At 65.2% G+C, this 18,524-nt stretch carries 17 protein-coding genes; 10 read left to right on the top strand and 7 right to left on the bottom strand.

The features are described from left to right. On the bottom strand, nt 1-597 hold the full coding sequence (locus UNPF46_RS09165) for a hypothetical protein (RefSeq protein ID WP_142249788.1): 597 nt from the start codon (nt 595-597) through the stop codon (nt 1-3). Nucleotides 598-1,028: 431 nt separating this feature from the next. Between UNPF46_RS09165 and UNPF46_RS09160 the strand changes: the two genes are divergently transcribed. Beyond that, entirely contained in the window at nt 1,029-2,372 is a 1,344-nt protein-coding gene (locus UNPF46_RS09160) for a hypothetical protein (RefSeq protein WP_142249787.1), read from the top strand. A gap of 72 nt (nt 2,373-2,444) precedes the next feature. Here UNPF46_RS09160 and UNPF46_RS09155 read toward each other — a convergent pair whose 3' ends face one another. The 3 genes from UNPF46_RS09155 to UNPF46_RS09140 all read right to left on the bottom strand — a co-directional run bounded on the left by UNPF46_RS09155 (nt 2,445) and on the right by UNPF46_RS09140 (nt 5,501). Continuing rightward, the gene (locus UNPF46_RS09155) at nt 2,445-3,761 is read right to left on the bottom strand and encodes a tetratricopeptide repeat protein (RefSeq protein WP_142249786.1); all 1,317 of its coding nucleotides are present in this window, start codon (nt 3,759-3,761) and stop codon (nt 2,445-2,447) included. Nucleotides 3,762-3,778: 17 nt separating this feature from the next. After that, on the bottom strand, nt 3,779-4,801 hold the full coding sequence (locus UNPF46_RS09150) for an aldo/keto reductase (RefSeq protein ID WP_142249785.1): 1,023 nt from the start codon (nt 4,799-4,801) through the stop codon (nt 3,779-3,781). A 274-nt stretch (nt 4,802-5,075) separates the two neighbouring features. Then, nucleotides 5,076-5,501, bottom strand: a complete 426-nt coding sequence (locus tag UNPF46_RS09140) for a PaaI family thioesterase (protein WP_174718727.1) — start codon at nt 5,499-5,501, stop codon at nt 5,076-5,078. Nucleotides 5,502-5,572: 71 nt separating this feature from the next. On the opposite strand from UNPF46_RS09140, the gene UNPF46_RS09135 reads away from it, so the two are divergent. Continuing rightward, on the top strand, nt 5,573-6,199 hold the full coding sequence (locus UNPF46_RS09135; RefSeq protein WP_181769861.1) for an NUDIX hydrolase: 627 nt from the start codon (nt 5,573-5,575) through the stop codon (nt 6,197-6,199). A 53-nt stretch (nt 6,200-6,252) separates the two neighbouring features. After that, nucleotides 6,253-7,467 carry a hypothetical protein gene (locus UNPF46_RS09130; RefSeq protein ID WP_142249782.1) on the top strand — a complete coding sequence of 405 codons (1,215 nt, stop codon included), beginning with the start codon at nt 6,253-6,255 and terminating at the stop codon, nt 7,465-7,467. A gap of 175 nt (nt 7,468-7,642) precedes the next feature. Here UNPF46_RS09130 and UNPF46_RS09125 read toward each other — a convergent pair whose 3' ends face one another. Continuing rightward, nucleotides 7,643-7,957: a hypothetical protein gene (locus UNPF46_RS09125; protein ID WP_100175070.1), complete on the bottom strand. Its 315-nt coding sequence runs from the start codon at nt 7,955-7,957 to the stop codon at nt 7,643-7,645. Nucleotides 7,958-8,152: 195 nt separating this feature from the next. Here UNPF46_RS09125 and UNPF46_RS09120 point away from each other — a divergent pair, with 195 nt between their 5' ends. The 5 genes from UNPF46_RS09120 (at nt 8,153) to UNPF46_RS09100 (ending at nt 13,383) form a co-directional block, all read left to right on the top strand. Continuing rightward, complete coding sequence (locus tag UNPF46_RS09120; RefSeq protein ID WP_174718729.1) at nt 8,153-8,632, top strand: hypothetical protein; 480 nt, start codon at nt 8,153-8,155, stop codon at nt 8,630-8,632. A gap of 375 nt (nt 8,633-9,007) precedes the next feature. Continuing rightward, on the top strand, nt 9,008-9,955 hold the full coding sequence (locus UNPF46_RS09115; protein ID WP_100175072.1) for a TAXI family TRAP transporter solute-binding subunit: 948 nt from the start codon (nt 9,008-9,010) through the stop codon (nt 9,953-9,955). A 112-nt stretch (nt 9,956-10,067) separates the two neighbouring features. Further along, nucleotides 10,068-12,185: a TRAP transporter permease gene (locus tag UNPF46_RS09110; RefSeq protein WP_100175073.1), complete on the top strand. Its 2,118-nt coding sequence runs from the start codon at nt 10,068-10,070 to the stop codon at nt 12,183-12,185. Continuing rightward, nucleotides 12,146-12,565, top strand: coding sequence for a DUF1850 domain-containing protein (locus UNPF46_RS09105; protein WP_142249781.1), 420 nt, complete (start codon nt 12,146-12,148; stop codon nt 12,563-12,565). Before UNPF46_RS09110 ends, UNPF46_RS09105 begins: the two co-directional genes overlap by 40 nt. 11 nt (nt 12,566-12,576) lie before the next feature. Beyond that, on the top strand, nt 12,577-13,383 hold the full coding sequence (locus tag UNPF46_RS09100; protein ID WP_100175075.1) for an SDR family NAD(P)-dependent oxidoreductase: 807 nt from the start codon (nt 12,577-12,579) through the stop codon (nt 13,381-13,383). A gap of 190 nt (nt 13,384-13,573) precedes the next feature. Here UNPF46_RS09100 and UNPF46_RS09095 read toward each other — a convergent pair whose 3' ends face one another. After that, entirely contained in the window at nt 13,574-14,344 is a 771-nt protein-coding gene (locus tag UNPF46_RS09095; protein ID WP_100175076.1) for a hypothetical protein, read from the bottom strand. A gap of 225 nt (nt 14,345-14,569) precedes the next feature. Continuing rightward, complete coding sequence (locus UNPF46_RS09090; protein ID WP_100175077.1) at nt 14,570-16,114, bottom strand: cation:proton antiporter; 1,545 nt, start codon at nt 16,112-16,114, stop codon at nt 14,570-14,572. 126 nt (nt 16,115-16,240) lie between these two features. Between UNPF46_RS09090 and UNPF46_RS09085 the strand changes: the two genes are divergently transcribed. Both UNPF46_RS09085 and UNPF46_RS09080 read left to right on the top strand, forming a co-directional pair. Beyond that, nucleotides 16,241-17,005: a tetratricopeptide repeat protein gene (locus tag UNPF46_RS09085; RefSeq protein WP_100175078.1), complete on the top strand. Its 765-nt coding sequence runs from the start codon at nt 16,241-16,243 to the stop codon at nt 17,003-17,005. Between the two features lie 87 nt (nt 17,006-17,092). Beyond that, nucleotides 17,093-18,478, top strand: a complete 1,386-nt coding sequence (locus UNPF46_RS09080) for a tetratricopeptide repeat protein (RefSeq protein WP_142249780.1) — start codon at nt 17,093-17,095, stop codon at nt 18,476-18,478. The last annotated feature ends 46 nt before the right edge of the window (nt 18,479-18,524 follow it).

Below are 18,524 nucleotides of genomic sequence, written 5' to 3'. Positions count from 1 at the left end.
CTACTTGAACGGATCCTGGATCGAGGGTGACGATTGCCGGATGCGGCGCACGCTCACCGGCGTACCGTCGGAGACGAACAGCAGTTCGTATTGACGGCCTTCGTTGTCGGTCGCCGAGCAGGTCACGTCGTTCACCTTCCTGGCAGCGAAGTTTCCAGTCTGGCGGCAGCGGCCGGTGGAGATCTGCTCGGCCGGCACGGGCAGGCCGTCGACCTTGGGGCGGTCCTTGGAGTTGAGCAGCATGCGGTCGATCGACAGCTCGTAGGAATTATCGTCGGCGCGCTTGCCGTTCTCGCCGGAGAACGACACGACGTGGTTGGCGTCGGAGGGGTCGTCGACTGCGACCGCGAAATTGACCCGGCCCTTGTCGCCGTGGGCGTAGGCCACCGTCTTGCAGGCGAAGGAGCGGCCGGCGACCTTGAACGTCTTGCAGTGGCCGGACATCAGCGCGAGCAGGTCGATGAAGGCGGTCTGCTGCGCCGGCGGATTGTTGACCGGGATCGGTTTGGAAGTTTCGGCAAAACAAGGACTTGCCACAGCGGCAAGGGTGGCGGTCAGGGCCAGCGTGGCGGCCGGAAGCGGTCTGCGGAGGCGCATCGGAAGGCTCACCTGCCCGAGAACCGGGAACCGGTTCCATCCCACAACCATCGGATCGCAAATTGGTTGCGATGCCGTTTGTTCTGCAAGCTTTGCCTGGAATACCACCGCGCCACCCCGACGGCGATTCGCCCACATCGCCTCATCCGTCCCGGCCGGCACTTGCCGTCAGGCCGGTGTTTTTTTCGTGGCAGGGGTGGCGGCTGGTAGCCGCGCTCGCCGGGCGAAGCGGCGTCAGAATTGCGCGAGCCGCCCCGGTCCGATCGCGTCGATCGACGGCACGGCAGGATCGCCGCCGAGGCTTGAGGAGGCCGGGCTTTGCGGCTAATCTCGTAGAGGTTGATTGCATTACATTTTTCCTCTCCTGATTATTTTCCTGTTCTGATCTTCCTCTCCTGATTGTTTTCCTCCTACCGCGTGAGGAGTGCGTCATGAATTTCGAATTCGATACTTTCCTTCGTGCATTATCCATTGCTCTCTTCAGCCTCATCGTTCCCGTCGGTGTCTATATCGGTCGCATGAACGTGCGTGCGAGCCGGCGCGAAATCGTGCGCGACCTCGAGAGACTTTTTCAATTCGCGAAAGTGGGCGGACGGCCGCTCATCCTGCCGTCGTTCGAGCTGGTCAAATACAAATACGATCCTGAGGCAAATCCGGAGCGGCAGGCCACGGATCCCGACTCCAACGCAATCCGGTTCTACATCTTTCCGGTCGCGATCTACGTCCTGCTGACCTATCTCTGCTTCGAGTTCGCGTTCAGGCAGGATATCGCGCCGCATGGCGTGGCCAAACCCGCCAACTACGTCTCCAACTTCTGGACGCCGCGCGGTACCCCGGACGGGATGATTACCTACGCGTTCATCAGCAGTTACATCTGGTCGATCCAGTATCTGATCAGAAGGATCGCCAATTTCGACCTGTCGCCGATTTCGTTCTTCCAGTCGTTCTTCCACATCCTGCTCGCGATCTTCGTGACCGCGGCGGTTTGGCAATCCGGCTTCATGACCTATCTCGGCGACAGCGCGCAGGTCGCCCTGGCATTCGTCATCGGCTTCTTCCCGGACCTTTTCGTCAGCGTGCTGATCGCGAAGTTCCCATGGATCCGGCTGCGCCGGGTGAGCTCGGCAAGCAAGGCGCTTCAGGAGGAGCTTCCGCTCGACATGATCCTCGGGATCGACCCGTTCATGAAGCTCCGCCTCGGCGAGTTCGAGATCGAGGACGTGCAGAATCTTGCGACCATCAACCCGATCCAGATCTTCGTGGAGACCCCTTATGGGCTCTACGAGGTCATGGACTGGGTTGCGCAGGCGCAGCTCATCCTCGCCGTCGGCCCGGAGCGGACGCGCAAGCTGCGGGAGATGAACATCCGCACGATTTTCGATCTCGAACGCTGCCTGAAGAATCCGCTGCTGCGGCAGCGGCTCATCCATGTCCTGTTGCATGTCGAGGCCAAATACGCGCCCAAGTTCGAGGCGGTCGCGGCAGATGCCGTCGCGACGGGCAGCGAGGTCCCGCTGAACGATGCGGATGCGCTGCAAGCCATCGTGGCCTACATCCGCGACGATCTGCACGTGCGCCGGCTGCGCCAGATCTGGGATGTCATCAACGGGCACCTGGACGGGCGCTATGACGAGCAGCCGATCAGGTCGAAGCAGGTGCCGGCGCCGCGCAAGGCGGCGGCCGTCAAGACGCCGGTTGCCGCCGTGGCAGCGCGCAACGGGGCACGCCGCAATGAGCTGGTCGATCACGGCGCTTCCGGGCAGGATGCTGCGTAATGGCCTGTGACCGCGCGAGACGAGCAGGGCGCGATGGCTCGGATCGGGCCGTCGCGCGTTGGCTTTGCCCGCTCAGCCGGCGGCCAGAAGCTGCCACTGCGTGTCACGCTGCGAGGGGCGGCGATGCAGCCTTCTGTCCAGCACAGTGCGGGCCTCGGCGAGTGCGTTGCTTCGGATCAGCGCAACGATGTAGGTGTCCTCGACCAGCTCGCGCTGGGCGTGGCTGCCGCCGATCCGCACCACCTCGCCGAGAACCGGCGCCAGCGTTTGCGCGCATGAGGCGAAATCCCCGTCGGCAAAGGCCGACAGCGCGCGGATGATCGCCGGCACGACGCGGCCGGCCGGCAGCTTGCCCTCGGCGAGCCGCTGCTCGATCACCGCAAGGCGCGCGGCGAGCGCCGCGTGATTTTGCGTCGCCGCCGCGAACAGCGCCATGTGAACGTCGGCGAACGACAGGCTCGCTTTCGGAAATAATTGCTGCGCGGCGGCTTCGGCTTCCAGCCACAGCGCCTTCGGTACGGAATGGCCGTAAGCCGACAGGCGCCACAGCAGCGAGGCGGCGTCGGTGATGAGGTTAAGCGGCGGCGCTTGCGTGACCGACGGTTGGAGCACGTCGGCATAGATCGACAGCGCGCGTGCCGCGTCGCCATGCTCGAGCGCGCCAAGCGCCTGGTGCCAGCGGATATGGCCGTGCAGAATTCCGGCGCGATCATAGGAGGGGATCCAGTCATCGACGAGGCGGTCGGCCGCCTCGATCGAGCCGTCCTCGAACATCGCGTGCAGCACCGCATGCGCGGCATGGGCATTCTGACGGCGCAAATTGAAGCCGCGCTCGGTGACGGCGCGGCCGCGCGCGACGTCGCCGTTCTCGGTCATGGCCCAGCCGGACATGGTGAGGAACCACCAATCCTCGCCGTAATGCTGTTTGACGCGCTCGCACAGCTCGTGCCGCGCGCGGTCGTGCTCGGCCATGCCGGAGAAGGCGAACAGGCCGAACGCGCCGAGCGGCAGCGACAGCACCATGGCATCGCGCGGCCAGCTCTCGATGTGCTTCAGCGTCGATGCGATCGCCTCCGGCAGCCGGCCTTCGATCGCGAGCGCCAGCGTCTCGACATGCGAGCGCTCGCGCTCCGTGCCGCGCCTGGCGACCAGCTCGCGCGCGAGCGCTGCCTTGCTTCTTGCGAGATCACCCTGCTGATAGAAGGCGTGCACGCGGGCGCGGGCGATCACGGGAAGCGCGAAGTCCGGGTCGGCTGCGATGGCGCGTTCCAACGTCTCCGCCATACCAGTCCAGCCGGCGAGCATGAGATCGACGCCCTCGCGATAGGCGGATGCAGCGGCGTCGGATGCGGTGGAGAGCGGCAGGCCGTAGCGGTCTTCGTGTGCCATCGTCGTCTCGCGAAGGTTCAGGCCGTCCGGGCACGGCGGCCTTCGATCGGATACGCCGGGTCGTTGTAGCCCGGCGTCGAGGGATGGCCGGGCACGACCAGCCGGTCGATCAGCGCCTCGTCATCTCCGGTGAAGCGATAGTCGAGTGCGCTGATGTAACCGTCCCACTGCTCCTCGGTGCGGGGGCCGGCGACGATCGAGGAGACGAAGGCGGAGTTGAGCACCCAGGCAACTGCGAACTGGCCGGCGGTGATGCCCTTCTTCTCGGCGTGAAGCTTGATCTCCTGCGCGAGCTGAAGCGATTCCCGCCGCCATTCGGTCTGCATCATGCGGGTGTCGTTGCGGCCGGCGCGCGTCTCCTTGTCGGGGGCGGCATCGGGCTTGTACTTGCCGGTGAGCACGCCGCGCGCCAGCGGGCTGTAGGGCACGATGCCGAGGCCGTAATAGGCGCAGGCCGGGAAGTGCTCGACCTCGGGCATGCGGTTCATGGCGTTGTAATAGGGCTGACTCACCGCGGGCCGGTCGATGCCGAGCCGGTCGCAGATGTTGCAGATCTCGGCGACGCGCCAGGCGCGATAGTTGGAGACGCCGAAATAGCGCACCTTGCCCGCGCGGATCAGGTCACCCATCGCGCGCACCGTCTCCTCCAGCGGCGTCGCATGGTCTTCCTTGTGCAGATAGTAGATGTCGATGTGGTCGGTGCCGAGCCGCTTCAGGCTCTCGTCGGCGGCCTGCAGCACCCAGCGCCGCGACAGGCCGACGCGATTGGGATCCTCGCCGGTCCCGGTATTCATGGGGTTGGCGAGCTTGGTCGCGAGCACCCAGGCATTGCGATGGCTCGCGATGGCGCGGCCGACCACCTCTTCGGAGGCACCTTTGGAATAGGCGTCGGCCGTGTCGATGAAGTTGATGCCGGCGCCGCGCGCCTTGTCGATGATGCGCTTCGATGCGGCTTCGTCGGTCGGCCCGCCGAACATCATGGTGCCCAGGCAGATCGGCGACACTTTCAGGCCGCTGCGGCCGAGCTGACGGTATTGCATGGGCGGATCCTCGATATTGGTGGAGAGCAGCATAGCCAGCAACGCCCGTCATTGCGAGCACAGCGAAGCAATTCAGAGCTGCGTCCGCGGAAGGATTCTGAATTGCTTCGCTGCGCTTGCAATGATGTGGTTGGGGACGCTCATGCCGCACACTCGGTGTCATCGCCTGGCTTGACCGGGCGATCCAGTACGCCGAGGCGTTGGTGATTGAGCGGAGAGGCTGCGGCGTACTGGATTCCCCGCCTTCGCCGGGAATGACAGTGCTGGCTGGTGCCTACCCCGGCCCCTTCAGAATTTTGAACACACCGTTCGCCATCACGATGCAACGGTCATCCACCGTCACTTCCGTGCTCATGAAGATCAGGCTGCGTGTCGAGCGCACGACGCGGGGGCGGGAGATCAGGATGTCGCCGATCTGGCCGGCTTCGACGAAATGGGTGTCGAGCTGCACCGTCGCCATGTATTCCTTGCCGGAGGTGTAGCGGGCGGTCATGCCGCAGGTGCGGTCGGCGAAGGTCATCATCACGCCGCCCTGGACCATGCCGCGGCGGTTGTGGTGCTTGTCCTCGGTCGCGAGCGCGAATTCGTAATGGCCGTCGACCTTGCGCTCCCACAGGGGACCGACGAGGTGCATGAAGCCGGTGGTCTCGAGGATGCTCCAGCCCTCCGATTTGAGCCTTGCGGCGGCCTTGCTCGTCATCTTTCCGTCCATTCCTGCAACGCGTCTCTCTCCTCGTTTCATCAGATGCAGTCCTGGTGTAGTCAAGCATCATGAGACCTTTCGGCGATGCCACCAGACGGAATATCGAAGCCGCCTGCGCCTCCTTCGCGCGGCTGCCTGACGCGGCCGAACCGTCGGCGCTGAAGCGCGCGGCGGTGGTGCTGGCGCTGACCGAATCCAGTGACGGCGACGACACGGCCTTCCTGCTCACAAGGCGCGCATCGAGCTTGCGCTCGCATCGCGGACAATGGGCATTGCCCGGCGGACGCTGCGATGCCGGCGAGACACCGGTCGAAGCGGCGCTGCGCGAGCTGGACGAAGAGCTCGCGCTGAAACTTTCGGCCGACGCGGTGCTCGGCCTGCTCGACGATTATCCGACCCGCTCGGGCTATCTGATCACGCCGGTCGTGGTGTGGGCGGCCGACAGCGCCGCGATCACGCCGAATCCGGACGAGGTCGCCTCCGTCCATCGCATTGCGCTCGACACGATCGAGCGCGACGCGGCCTTCGATTTCACCGCGATCCCCGAAAGCAGCCGCCGCGTGATCCGCTTCCATCACCGGATGAGCCTGATCCACGCGCCGACGGCGGCCCTGATCTACCAGTTCCGCGAGGTGCTGGCGGGGCGGCACACCCGCGTCACCGAGCTGGAACAGCCTGTATTCGCCTGGAAATGATGGTAAACGGCGCGTTAACGTGACGGTTACCGGATGCCTGCTAAGAGAGCGGCATGCATCGATCGATTCGAAACAAATTGGCGCTGGTTCCACTCGCGCTCGTCCTGATCACGCCGTCCGCGCGCGGCGGCGAGGCCGACGCGCTGCCGCCGGCCGTCCGCAATGCCAACGCCCAGCTGCTGTCGCAGTTTTTCGCGCAAGGTGGGGCTTCGCCGGCCGTGCTCGAATATCGCCGCAAGCTGGCGGAGTACCAGGCGGCGCGCGCGGCTTTCGACGCCGAGGCTGGCGCCTATTGGAGCCAGATCTCCGAGAAGCGGAAAGGCCGCAACGCCAAGCGGCGCAGCGGGCAGCAGATCACGCTCGATGACTACGTGCTGGAGCATCCGCCGCTCTACAACGGGCCGAAGAAGCCGGTGAATCCGGAGCCGGAGGAAACGCCGGACCGGCCGCCCCGCAAACCGATCCCCGTCGTCTCCGACTTCCTGCGCGCGGCGCAGGAGCTCTATCAGTTCACGCCGCAGCGCCCGTCCAGCGAGGTCGAGTTCAAGCGCGCCTATGCGCGCTACGCGCTCGCCTCCGGGCTGACGCGCGAGCAGGCCGTGCGGGTCTATTCGTTCGAGACCGGCGGCACCGGCAGCCATGACGTGCAGGCGGGCATCGAGCATGGCGGCAAGCGCGCGATCTCGACCGCGATGGGCTACAACCAGCTCCTGACCACCAACAGCGTCGAGTTGCTGGCCGAGCAGGGCCACGAGCTCATCCGCGCGCTGTCCGAGAAGGTGGCGCGTACGTCAGGACCGGCGCGGCAGGCGCTCGAGCACAAGCTCGTCGTGCTCAAGAAAATGGTGGCGCATGCGAAGTCGGTGCCCGACACCTGGTCGGAGCACGAGAAGATCGGCAACACCGCGCAGGGCTGGGCCATGCACGCGATGGTGCTCGACATCGACGTCGGTCCGATGCTGCAGACCCACAAGCTGCTGACCTCGGTGCTGTTCGCCCGCGCCAAGGGCTACACCCGTCCGCTCACCGCGGCGGAGCTCGAGATGATGAACCTCACCGGCGACGGCACCGGGCTCGACATGGTGACGATGCCGCAGGCGATGCGCGAGCAGGTGCCGACCTCGAACTTCTTCCAGCGCGGCGGCTATGAGCGCAACCCCGTCGCGATCCGCCACAACACGGTGGCCAAGCTGCTGGCGGTGACGGACGACCGGATGGATGCGAACAGCGCCAAACCCGGCGCAAGGGAATTGGCGGCGGCGTTTTGAAAACACGCTATCTTTTCACCTCTCCCCGCTTGCGGGGAGAGGTCGGATTGCATCGAAGATGCAATCCGGGTGAGGGGGTACAGGTCCCTCTGCCATCTCATACGCGGAGAGAGGCCCCTCACCCCAACCCTCTCCCCGTAAGAACGGGGCGAGGGAGCGCACCGTCATCGCGCCCCTACTGATCCGGCCCGAATTTGAACTTGCCGTCGCCTTCCAGATACGGGCCGCTGCGCATGTAGAGCTGGCCGTTGTGGCCGATGAAGAACAGCGTGCCCCGCGGCACCTTCTTGGCGCCCTTCAAGAGCTCGCCGGCGTTGCTGGTGCCCATCTTGTAGGAAAAGGTCTTGCCGTCCTTGTCATAGGCGTAGCCCGTGTCGGGCTTGAGCTCCCACGGCGTTGCCGGGGCTTGCGCGAAAGCGGGCACGGCGAAGGCGCCGAGCGCTACGAGTGCAGCCGAAACAAGTGCAAATGCCTTCGTTGAAAATGCCATGATCCCATCCTCCCCTTCGCTGGGGCATCAGGCTTGAACAAATCACGAACGGCATATCAGGGTCAATTTGCGAAAGCGCCGCAGCGCATCACGTCTTGCCCAGCAGTTTGTGATTTTCTCCTCGTCCCCTCGCGACTATGTTCCGCTTTCCGTCTAGAACGCAACTCGACAAAATTATGGGTAGGGATGATTCGGATGCGCCGTGTGATTAAACTCTGCTGGGCCGCTGCATTGTCGTTGACGGCGCTGGCGCCGGCCGCCCGGGCCGACGACTACCAGCTCAGCCACAACCAGCGCATTTCGTGCAGCCGCGGGCTTGCCCCGGGCAAGCTGAACACGGCGACCTGCAAGTCCTACACCTATCTCTTCAACACCAGGACCTCGGAATATTTCCGCTGCCAGGTTTCGCTGGCGCTGACCCGCGACAACAAGGAAGTCATCAACGTCCAGACCGACGGCGGCTGCACCAAGAAGCCGCGCATCTTCGAGGCCGACGGCCATTACGATTTCGACGCCACCGAGACCGAGCCGCCGAACACCAACTCGTTCTTCGGGCCCGGCGGCTATTCGATCTGGGCGGCCGACGTCACCGCGCAGAAGGTGCGCGGCTGCATCATCATCTCCTCCGGCCTCGGCTCCGACATCTCCAAGTGCCTGGACATGACGTTCCAGTGAGGGCTTGCCAGTGAGGGCTTGCCAGTGAGGGAGCGCTCGATCGCCACTGCGTAGACGGTGCGCTCCCTCCCCCGCTTGCGGGTGAGGGTTGGGGAGAGGGTGTCTCCGCATCGGGACAATCCCTGGAGGAGAAAACCCTCACCCGCGCCTTCGGCGCGACCTCTCCCGCACGCCGGAGAGGTGACCGAGCTTGCGGCGCGAGCTATTGCCCCTCACGCCAAGTCCATGCTGCGCCACGTCGCCGCAGCCGCCGGGTTCCCGAAATAATCGAGCCCGGAACGGCCGTTTCCCGCAGTTCTGTTTTGTCTATTGGATGGGTTGACCCGCCTCCCTCATCCAGCCAATTTCGCCGCCGGTTTGGGGAGAACAACAACCATGAAACGGACCATTATCGGCGCGGCCGCGGCCCTTGCCCTGGCGGCGTCGGCACCTTGCGCGCAGGCGCAATCCTTCATCAACGTGCTGACCGGCGGCACCTCGGGCGTCTATTATCCGCTCGGCGTCGCGATCGGGAAGATCTACGGCGACAAGATTCCGAACGTGAAGACGCAGGTGCAGGCCACCAAGGCGTCGGTCGAGAATTTGATCCTGCTGCAGCAGGGCCGCGGCGAGCTGGCGTTCACGCTGGGCGACTCGCTGAAAGCGGCCTGGGACGGCGAGGAGGAAGCCGGCTTCAAGACCAAGCTCGACAAGCTCCGCACCATCGGCGCGATCTACCCGAACTACATCCAGATCGTCGCCACCACCGAGTCCGGCATCAAGACGCTGGCCGATCTCAAGGGCAAGAGCCTGTCGGTCGGTGCGCCGAAATCGGGCACGGAGCTGAATTCGCGCGCGATCCTGGCCGCCGCCGGCATGAGCTACAAGGACCTCGGCAAGGTCGAATATCTGCCGTTCGCCGAATCCGTCGACCTCATGAAGAACCGCCAGCTCGCAGCGACGCTGCAATCGGCCGGCCTCGGCGTCGCATCGCTGAAGGACCTGTCGACCTCGAGCCCGATCACGGTGGTGTCGGTGCCGAAGGAGACCGTCGACAAGATCGGCCCGCCCTTCGTCTCCGCGATCATTCCGGCCAACACCTATACCGGCCAGGACAAGGACGTGCCGACCGCGGCCGTGATCAACTATCTCGTCACCAGTTCCGCGGTGTCGGACGATCTCGCCTATCAGATGACCAAGCTGGTCTACGAGTCGCTGCCGGAATTGCAGAATGCGCACGCGGCCGGCAAGGAGATCAAGCTCGAGACCGCCGCCACGGGCAGCCCGGTTCCGCTGCATCCCGGCGCGATCCGCTATTACAAGGAAAAAGGGCTGATCAAGTAGGACGGGTGTCATGGCCGGGCTTGACCCGGCCATCCATCCTCCATGATTGATCTTTCGATGGATGCCCGGGTCAAGCCCGGGCATGACGATTTCAGGGCGCGGGGATATATCGATGTCGCAGGCAGAGGCCATTGAAGCTGCGCCCGACAAGATCAAGGTCGAGTTCGACAATTTCGAGCACGGTTTTCCGGAAGGCTTCGGCCCGGGCCGGTGGGGCGCGCTCGCCTATTGGATCGGCATCGCCTTCGCCACCTTCCAGCTCTATGTCGCCGCCTTCAACTATCTGCCGAGCCAGGTGGTGCGCGGCGTCCATGTCGGCTTCCTGGTCCTGCTCACCTTCGGCCTGATCGCCAACTTCACCGCAAGGAGCAACGCCGGCCGCGCACTCGGCTGGGTGATCGGCGGCGCCGGCTTCTTCTGCGGGCTCTACCAGTGGATCTTCTACGCCGATTTGATCGCGCGCGACGGCGACCCGACGCGGCTCGATCTCGTGGTCGGCACGCTGCTGGCGGTGCTGATCTTCGAGGGCACGCGGCGCCTGATGGGCGCGGCGCTGCCGCTGATGTGCGGGGCCTGCCTCGTCTACTGGTTCTTCGGCCAGTATCTGCCGTCGCCGCTCAACCATCGCGGCTATGATTTCGATCAGATCGTCACGCATCTGTCGTTCGGCACCGAAGGCTTCTACGGCGTGCCGATCTACGTCTCGGCGACCTACATCTTCCTGTTCATCCTGTTCGGCTCGTTCCTGGAGCGCGCCGGCATGATCCAGCTCTTCACCGACGTCTCGCTGGGCCTGTTCGGCCGCACCCGCGGCGGACCCGCCAAGGTCGCGGTGTTCGCCTCGGGGATGATGGGCACGATCTCCGGCTCGGGAGTCGCCAACGTCGTCACCGTCGGCCAGTTCACGATTCCCCTGATGATCAGGTTCGGCTATCGCCGCGCGTTTGCTGCCGGCGTCGAGGCCACGGCGTCGATGGGCGGGCAGATCATGCCGCCGGTGATGGGCGCGGTCGCCTTCATCATGGCCGAGACGCTCGGCGTGCAATATTCGGAGATCGTCAAGGCGGCGGCGATCCCGGCGATCCTCTATTTCGCCTCGGCCTTCTGGATGGTGCACCTCGAAGCCGGCAAGCACGGCCTCGTCGGCATGAAGCGCTCGGAGATCCCGAGCGCCTGGAAGGCGCTGGTGACGCGCTGGTATCTCGTGCTGCCGCTCGCTGCGCTGGTCTACATGCTGTTCGAAGGCTTTACGCCGCTCTATGCCGGCAGCATGGGCCTGGCCCTGACCGTGGCGCTGATCCTGGGGACCGCCATCACGACGGGCGCATCCTCGAACGTGATCCGCATCATCTTCTGGGTCGGGCTCGCGCTGGTCGTTGCAGCGTTGTCGCGTGACGGCCTCAAGATCGTGCCGGTCGCGAGCGTCGTCGTCGGGCTGATCTTGATCACGGCTTTCGTGCGCGGCGGGTTCAAGGCCTTGCGCGAGTGCCGCGACGCGTTGGCCGAGAGCGCCAAATCCGCCATCACCGTCGGCATGGCCTGCGCCATCGTCGGCGTCATCATCGGCATGATGTCGCAGACCGGCGTCGGCACCATCTTCGGCGGCTGGGTGATCGGGCTCGGCGAGAAGAGCCTGTTCCTGGCGCTGATCATGACCATGCTGCTGTCGATCCTGCTCGGCACCGGCATTCCGACCATCCCGACCTACATCATCACCGCCGCGCTCGCCGCGCCGGCGCTGGCCAAGCTCGGGGTGCCGCTGATCGCGAGCCACATGTTCGCGTTCTATTACGGCATCATGGCCGATCTCTCGCCGCCGGTGGCGCTGGCCGCGCTCGCGGCGGCGCCGATCGCGAAGGAGAATCCGGACAAGATCGGCTGGGAGGCGATGCGCATCGCGCTTGCCGGCTACGTCATCCCCTTCATCTTCGTCTATTCGCCGGCCTTGATGCTGCAAGCCGGCGATCCCATGGCGGCCAGGCTCGGCTTCTACGGCGCCGTGGCGCTGGCGAGCGTGAAGGCACTGGTCGCGATCGCATTGTTCGGCATGGTCGCGATCGGATTCCTGTTCACGAAGCTGACGCTGATCGAGCGCCTGGTCGCGCTCGGCGCCGCGTTCTGCCTGCTCGGCGATTTCCAGTTCAGCGACACCGCGGGCTTCGTGCTCGCTGCGGCGCTCGTGTTGTGGCAATGGCGGCAGCGCCCGCCGGCGCCGGTCGAGGCGGTGTGAGCCTCTGTTTCGCAACGGCCGCCGGCGTGAAGACGCTGGCGCTGTCCGCGTTCACGCTGGTGTGGACGCATTCGATCGCGAAGGTCGACTGGCAGGAGGATTGGCGCGTCACGCCCGATGGCCTCGAACTGGTGCAGGCTCGCGTCAAGGGCACCGGCCCTGGCATGGAGCCGCCGCCCGAGGCACGGCTCGTCGACGGCTGGTTTCAGTGGCAGCCGAAGCGTGCGCCGATGCAGGAGGTCGTGCTCGGCAATTCGGGTGCGGCCGGGGAATGGCGGCTGTGCCATGAGGGAAGCTGCCAGACGCTGTCGGAGATTGTCGGGCATCCCATCGGGGCTAACGTCACAACAATGAGCATCTGCAAACAACAAGAGAAATAAGGGAGATCATGATGGATCGGCTCAAAGGCAAGGTTGCAATGGTGGTGGGCGCCGGCTCGATCGGGCCGGGCTGGGGCAACGGCAAGGCGACCGCCGTGACCTTTGCGCGTGAGGGCGCGCAGGTGTTTTGTGTCGACCGTAACGGCACTGCTGCCGAGGAGACCGCGAAGATCATCACCGGCGAGGGCGGCAAGGCCACGGCGTTCACGGCCGACGTGTCCCGCGCGAGCGAGATCGAGGCGATGGTGGCGGCGTGCCTGAAGGCCTATGGTCGCATCGACGTGCTCGACAACAATGTCGGCATCGCCGAGATGGGCAGCGTGGTCGAGGTGACCGAGGAAAGCTGGGACCGCGTCTTCTCGGTCAACCTCAAGAGCGCCTATTTCGCCATGAAGCACGTCATCCCCGTCATGGTGAAGCAAGGCGGCGGTTCGATCATCAACATCTCCTCGATCGCCTCGATCCGCCACATGGGCATCTCCTACGTCACCTACGGCACCTCGAAGGCCGCGATGAACCAGATGACGCGCACCACGGCGATCGAGTTCGCGCGCCATCATGTGCGGGTGAATGCGATCCTGCCCGGCCTGATGAAGACGCCGATGGTCGAGCACTCCGCCGGCCTCGCCGCCAGCTACGCCAAGGGCGACGTGGAAGCGATGTGGCGCGCCCGCGACGCGCAGGTGCCGATGGGCCATATGGGCGATGCCTTCGACGTCGCCAACGCCGCGCTGTTTCTGGCGTCGGACGAGTCGAAATATGTGACGGGGATCGAGCTGGTGGTCGACGGCGGGATCACGTGCAAGGCGGGGGCGTAGCTTCAATCTCCGCTGTCGTCCCGGGGCGCGCAGAGCGCGAACCCGGGACCCATAACCACAGGCTGCAGTTGTCTTGTTAAACGGTAACTCCGAGGCCTCGTAACCACATCTGCCTGTGGTTATTGGCGCTTCGCCCCAGTCAACGCTGCGCGTTGTCTGGGGCTTCGCTTTTCCGAGACGACAGCGGTGGCTACTGCGCCAGCGCCAATATCCCGCCGGCGAACGCATGCCACGCGGCCGTCTCGCTGACCGGCCAGTTCAGCACCTTCACTGCCAGCAGCGCCAGCGTGCCATAGATGTAGACCGGGTGCACGCGGCCCTCGGTGCGCCAGTCGCGCACCATGGCGACGACGAGCAGAAGGGACGCGACGACGGCCGGCGCGATCGTCACCGGCACCGGCGGCGGGCCGGGCGGTCCGGGAGGGGCGAGGAAGGTCAGGAACCAGCGCGCGATCGCGGCATCGAGGATCGAGACCGCGGCCAGCAGCATCAGCCGCTTGTGGATCTCGGGCTTGCGCGTGTTCACGATTGCCAGCACGAACACGATGGCGAAGAATGCGATCCCGCTCATCGGCACGATCGAGAAACCGATGCCGGCCTCTTTCTGCCCGAGTGCTGCGGAATGCTGCATCACGTGTACCGAGGCGAGAAAGCCGAAGATCGTCATCGCAGTCGCAAGCGAGACGCCGGCAATGCCGAGCGAGCGGTGATTGACTATGCGGCCCGAGGCCGCGAGCCAGGTCTGGAGCACGAAATAGAGCGACCAGGTGAAGAACAAGAATCCGTGAAAATGAATCACGGGACTTGCGGACAACGTCCGGTGGGCGAGCGGCATCCAATAGGTCGGTGCGAAACCGAGAAAGGCCGTGGCAGCGCAGGCCAGGGCCATGTGGAGATAAAAATATCGTGCAGGCGACGCATCACGCGCGCGTACACGACGGTCGTCGGTCAGGGTCGTCATCAGGAGTGAGTCTGGGAAGATGGCGTTTGGTTCAACGCCCGCTTCCGCCACCGCTGTCGTCCCGGACAAGCGTAAGCGCAGATCCGGGACCTATAACCACAGGACGTGGTTGTGACGCCCGCTGCCCACTCCGAGTCTTCGTCAAACACAATTTCGTGCATATGGGTCCCGGATCTGCGTGCGCCTGAGAGCGCGCTTGTCCGGGACGACAGAGAAATTGTTACCTCATCCCCCCGCGCTCAATTCTGCGCGATCGAGCTCCTCCTCGAGCCGGTGAAACGCATCGTCGCCGATCACCTCGGTGGCGCGCAGTGAGATGATCGATTTCCGCGCGGCCTCGATGGCGCGGCGGCGCAGCGGATCGGCGGGCAGTTCGCCATTGGCGATGCCGCCCCTGGGATCGTTCTCGGCCTGCATCAGGATGGCGCGATATTCGAGCCGCAGGATCTCGGCCTCCTCCGACGGATCGCTCTCGATCGCGTCCAGCGCGGCGCGATAGGCGACGGCGCGCGCGTGCGCGACCTCGGTGCCGACGGGATCGTCGTCCCTGAGGCCGAACGCCAGGATCAGCGGCCGCAGCGTCAGGCCCTGGATCACCAGCGATCCCAGCACCACGGCAAAGGCGATGAAGACGATGAAGTCGCGATAGGGAAAATTCTCCGGCAGCGCGAAGGCGGTGGCGAGCGTGACGAGGCCGCGCATGCCGCACCAGGAGATGATGAGGCCGCCCTTGGGCGAGGCGACGGCCTTGGGGTCCTTCGGATGATAGATCCCCTGCGCGACCAGCACGCGCAAGGTCGCGCGGTAGAACGTCACCCAGAGCAGCCGGACCAGCACCACGGTGAGCAGGATCCAGGCCGCGGCCACGCAATATTCCCAGCGCACGTCCGCGTCCAGCCGCGTCCAGATCGGCCGCATCTGCATGCCGATCAGCATGAAGGCGAGCACGTTGAGCACGAACACCATGGTCTCCCAGACCGCATAGGACGGCACCCGCAGCCGCGCCGGCATGCGCATCCCCGCCGAGCGCGCCATCGTCATGGCATAGACCACGATGGTGAGGATGCCGGAGAGGCCGAGATGCTCGGCGGCGATCCAGACCATGAAGGTGGTGGCGAACTGCACGATGATCGCGCTCGGAGCTTCCCTCACCCGCTCCATCATCAGCGGAATGATGTGGCCCGCGACCAGGCCGGCGACGATGCTGCCGACCAGGGCGAGCGCCATGGTCGGCGCGACCTGGCTCCATGTCAGATGCTCGGTCGCGACCGCGCCGACCGCGATGCGATAGATCAGCAGCGCGCTGGCATCGTTGAGCAGGCTTTCGCCCTCCAGCACCTTCACCATGCGGTGGGGCAGCTTGACCTGGCTCAGGATCGCGACCGCGGCGGCCGCATCCGGCGGCGCCACGATGGCGCCGAGTGCAACCGCGGCGGCCCAGGGCATGTCGGGCATCAACCGGTGCGCGACGAAGGCGACGCCGGCCGTGGTCAGGCCGACCGCGGCGACGACCAGGGTCGAGACTGGAACCCAATTGTTGCGCAGATCGCGCAGCGAGGTGTCGAACGCGGCATCGAGCAGGACCGGTGCGACAAAAAGGGCCAGTGCCAGGTCGGGCTCTAGCGTCCAGGACGGGCTCGACGGCACGAAGGCGATCAGCGCGCCGCCGATGGCGAGAAAGGTCGGGTAGGGGACCTTGATCCGCCGCGCCAGCGCCGATAAGCCAACCGCGCCGAGCAGAAGCACGATGATCCATTCGAATGTCGACACGTTGATCCCCGAAACCGATGTGAGCGGCGCTACTAGCTAGCACCAATCCGGCCGTATGATGGATAGTACGGTCCCGAGGCAAAACGTAAGGCGAGCCCGAAAGCAAGGCGTCCGACTGCAACGAACATGCGTTTTCAAAAACTCTTCCAACCGTCAGCCGCCGCGTTGCTTTGTGCGCTCTCGCTCGCCGCTGCCCAGGCCGCGACCGGCGGCGAGCCGGCTGCAGTGATCCAGGTCGATGTCGCACCGTGCCTGGCGGCGACCGCGGCCGACGATTTGGACAAGGCCGCCACGGCCTGTGCGGCCGTGATCGACAATGAGAAGACGGCGAAGGGAGATCTGGTCAAGGCGCTGATCGCGCGCGCGGCGCTCTATGCCCGGCACGACCAGATCGACCGCGCCATCGCCGACGACAGCCGCGTCCTGTCGCTCGATCCCGCGTTGGCCGACATCTTCAATGCGCGCGGCGAGCTCTGGCTGAGGAAGGGCGACAAGCCCAAGGCCGTGCAGGATTTCGGCGCGGCGCTGAAGATCGATCCGAACCACGAGAAGGCCAAGGCCAACCACAAGGCAATGGCGCGCGAGATCGAACGGATCGGTGCGCAGATGGCGGTGGCCGGCAAGCCCAGCTTCAATTGCGCGCGCGCGCGCCGTGCGGTGGAGAAGGCGATCTGCGCCAATCGCGAGCTCGCCGATCTCGATCGAGATATCTACGGATCGCATCTGCGCGTCCTCCACGAGGCCCAGAGCCCGGCGGAGGCCCGCAAGATCCAGCGCGAGCAGGACGAGTTTATCGCGCGCAGGAACGCCGGATACGGCCGGCCGGGCTACGACCTGAAGAAGGCGATGCAGGAGCGGCTGCAACAGATCAACGGGGTCGACGGGTATTGAGGGGGCGCCCCGGGAGGGAGGCGATTTGAACCCATCCCAATCCCGCCGCGACAATGGTGAAAACCTGACGTCACGGAGCAGCCTGTCATGTGCGGCACGCATTTTTCCGCGCAAATCCCGTCGCTGGCCAAGACATCGTTGCGGATCTTTCTCGCCAGCGCGGCCATGAGCTTCGCCCTCGCAACTTCCGCCTTCGCCGAGACCGATTGCGTGATGGGCAGCAAGGCGGCTCCCTCCGAGCTGATCACGGCCTGCAGCGCCATCATCGACCAGACCTCGAACGCGACGGCCGATCGCACCGCGGCGCTGCTGGTTCGCGCCGACGCCAATGCGCGGATCTCGGGCGGCCTCACGCAAGCCCTGCGGGACATCGACCGCGCCATCGCACTCGACGGCAGGAATGCAAAGGCCTGGCGCCTGCGCGGCGACCTCTTGCGCGAGGCCGGCGGCGATCTCAATCGCGCTGCGGCGGATTTGAGCAAGGCGATCGAGCTCGATCCGCGGGACGCGGAGGCCTACGAGCTGCGCGGTGTCGTCTACACCACCCAACGCAGGCTCGACCGTGCGCTCGCCGATTACGACCAGGCGATCAAGTTGAAGCCGGACGATGCGCAGGCATGGTCCGACCGCGGCGTGAACTACTATCTCGGCGGCGACAACGAGAAGGCGATCAGGGATCTCAGCGAGGCGCTGCGGCTCGATCCCAACCGTCCGCGCACCTACACCAACCGCGGCGCCGCCTACAAGAAGCTCGGCCAGCTCGACAACGCGGTGGCCGACGACGGCGAGGCGATCAGGCTCGATCCGAAGGTGCCGGAATACTTCGACAATCGCGGGCTCACCTATGCCGCGATGAAAGAGTACGACAAGGCGATCGCCGATTACGACCAGGCGCTGCGGCTGGCGCCCCGGCCGAACTTCTTCACCAATCGCGGCGATTCCTACCAGTTCAAGGGTGAGTTCGGAGCCGCGCTCGGCGACTACGAGGCTGCGCTGAAGCTCGATCCGAATTTCGCGCTGACCTACAACAACCGCGCGGTGCTCTACAAGAAGATGGGCGAGCGCAAGAAGGCGCTGGCCGATTACGAGACGGCACTCAAGCTCGATCCGGGCAACGAGAACGCTGCCAACGGCCGCCGCAGCTTGATCGCGGAGATCGCGAAATTCGGCGATGAGCCACAGCGTCCGCTCGCGGCGAATTCCGGCAACGGCCCGTCGTTCGATTGCGCCACTGCCAAGCGCGAAGTCGAGAAGGTAATCTGCGCCGATCCGCAGCTCGGCGTGCTCGATCGCCAGATCGCCGAGACCTATGAGCGCGTGCTGAAGGCGGCGAACAAGCGTGCCGCCGGCGATCTGCGCAAGACCCAGCGCGATTTCCTCAGCCTCCGCAACGCCAGCTTTGGCCGCCCCGGCTACGACCTGAAGAAGGTCATGCAGGAGCGCCTGCAGAAGCTGACCGCGATGGAGAGTTGAAGAGGTCGAGGTCGCGCGGCTGGCTCGGTTACCGCTCCCGCTTGCG

Origin of the sequence: Bradyrhizobium sp. UNPF46 (assembly GCF_006658625.1) — a bacterium.
Taxonomy (GTDB): domain Bacteria; phylum Pseudomonadota; class Alphaproteobacteria; order Rhizobiales; family Xanthobacteraceae; genus Bradyrhizobium; species Bradyrhizobium nitroreducens.
This window is presented reverse-complemented; position numbering and strand designations above follow the sequence as displayed.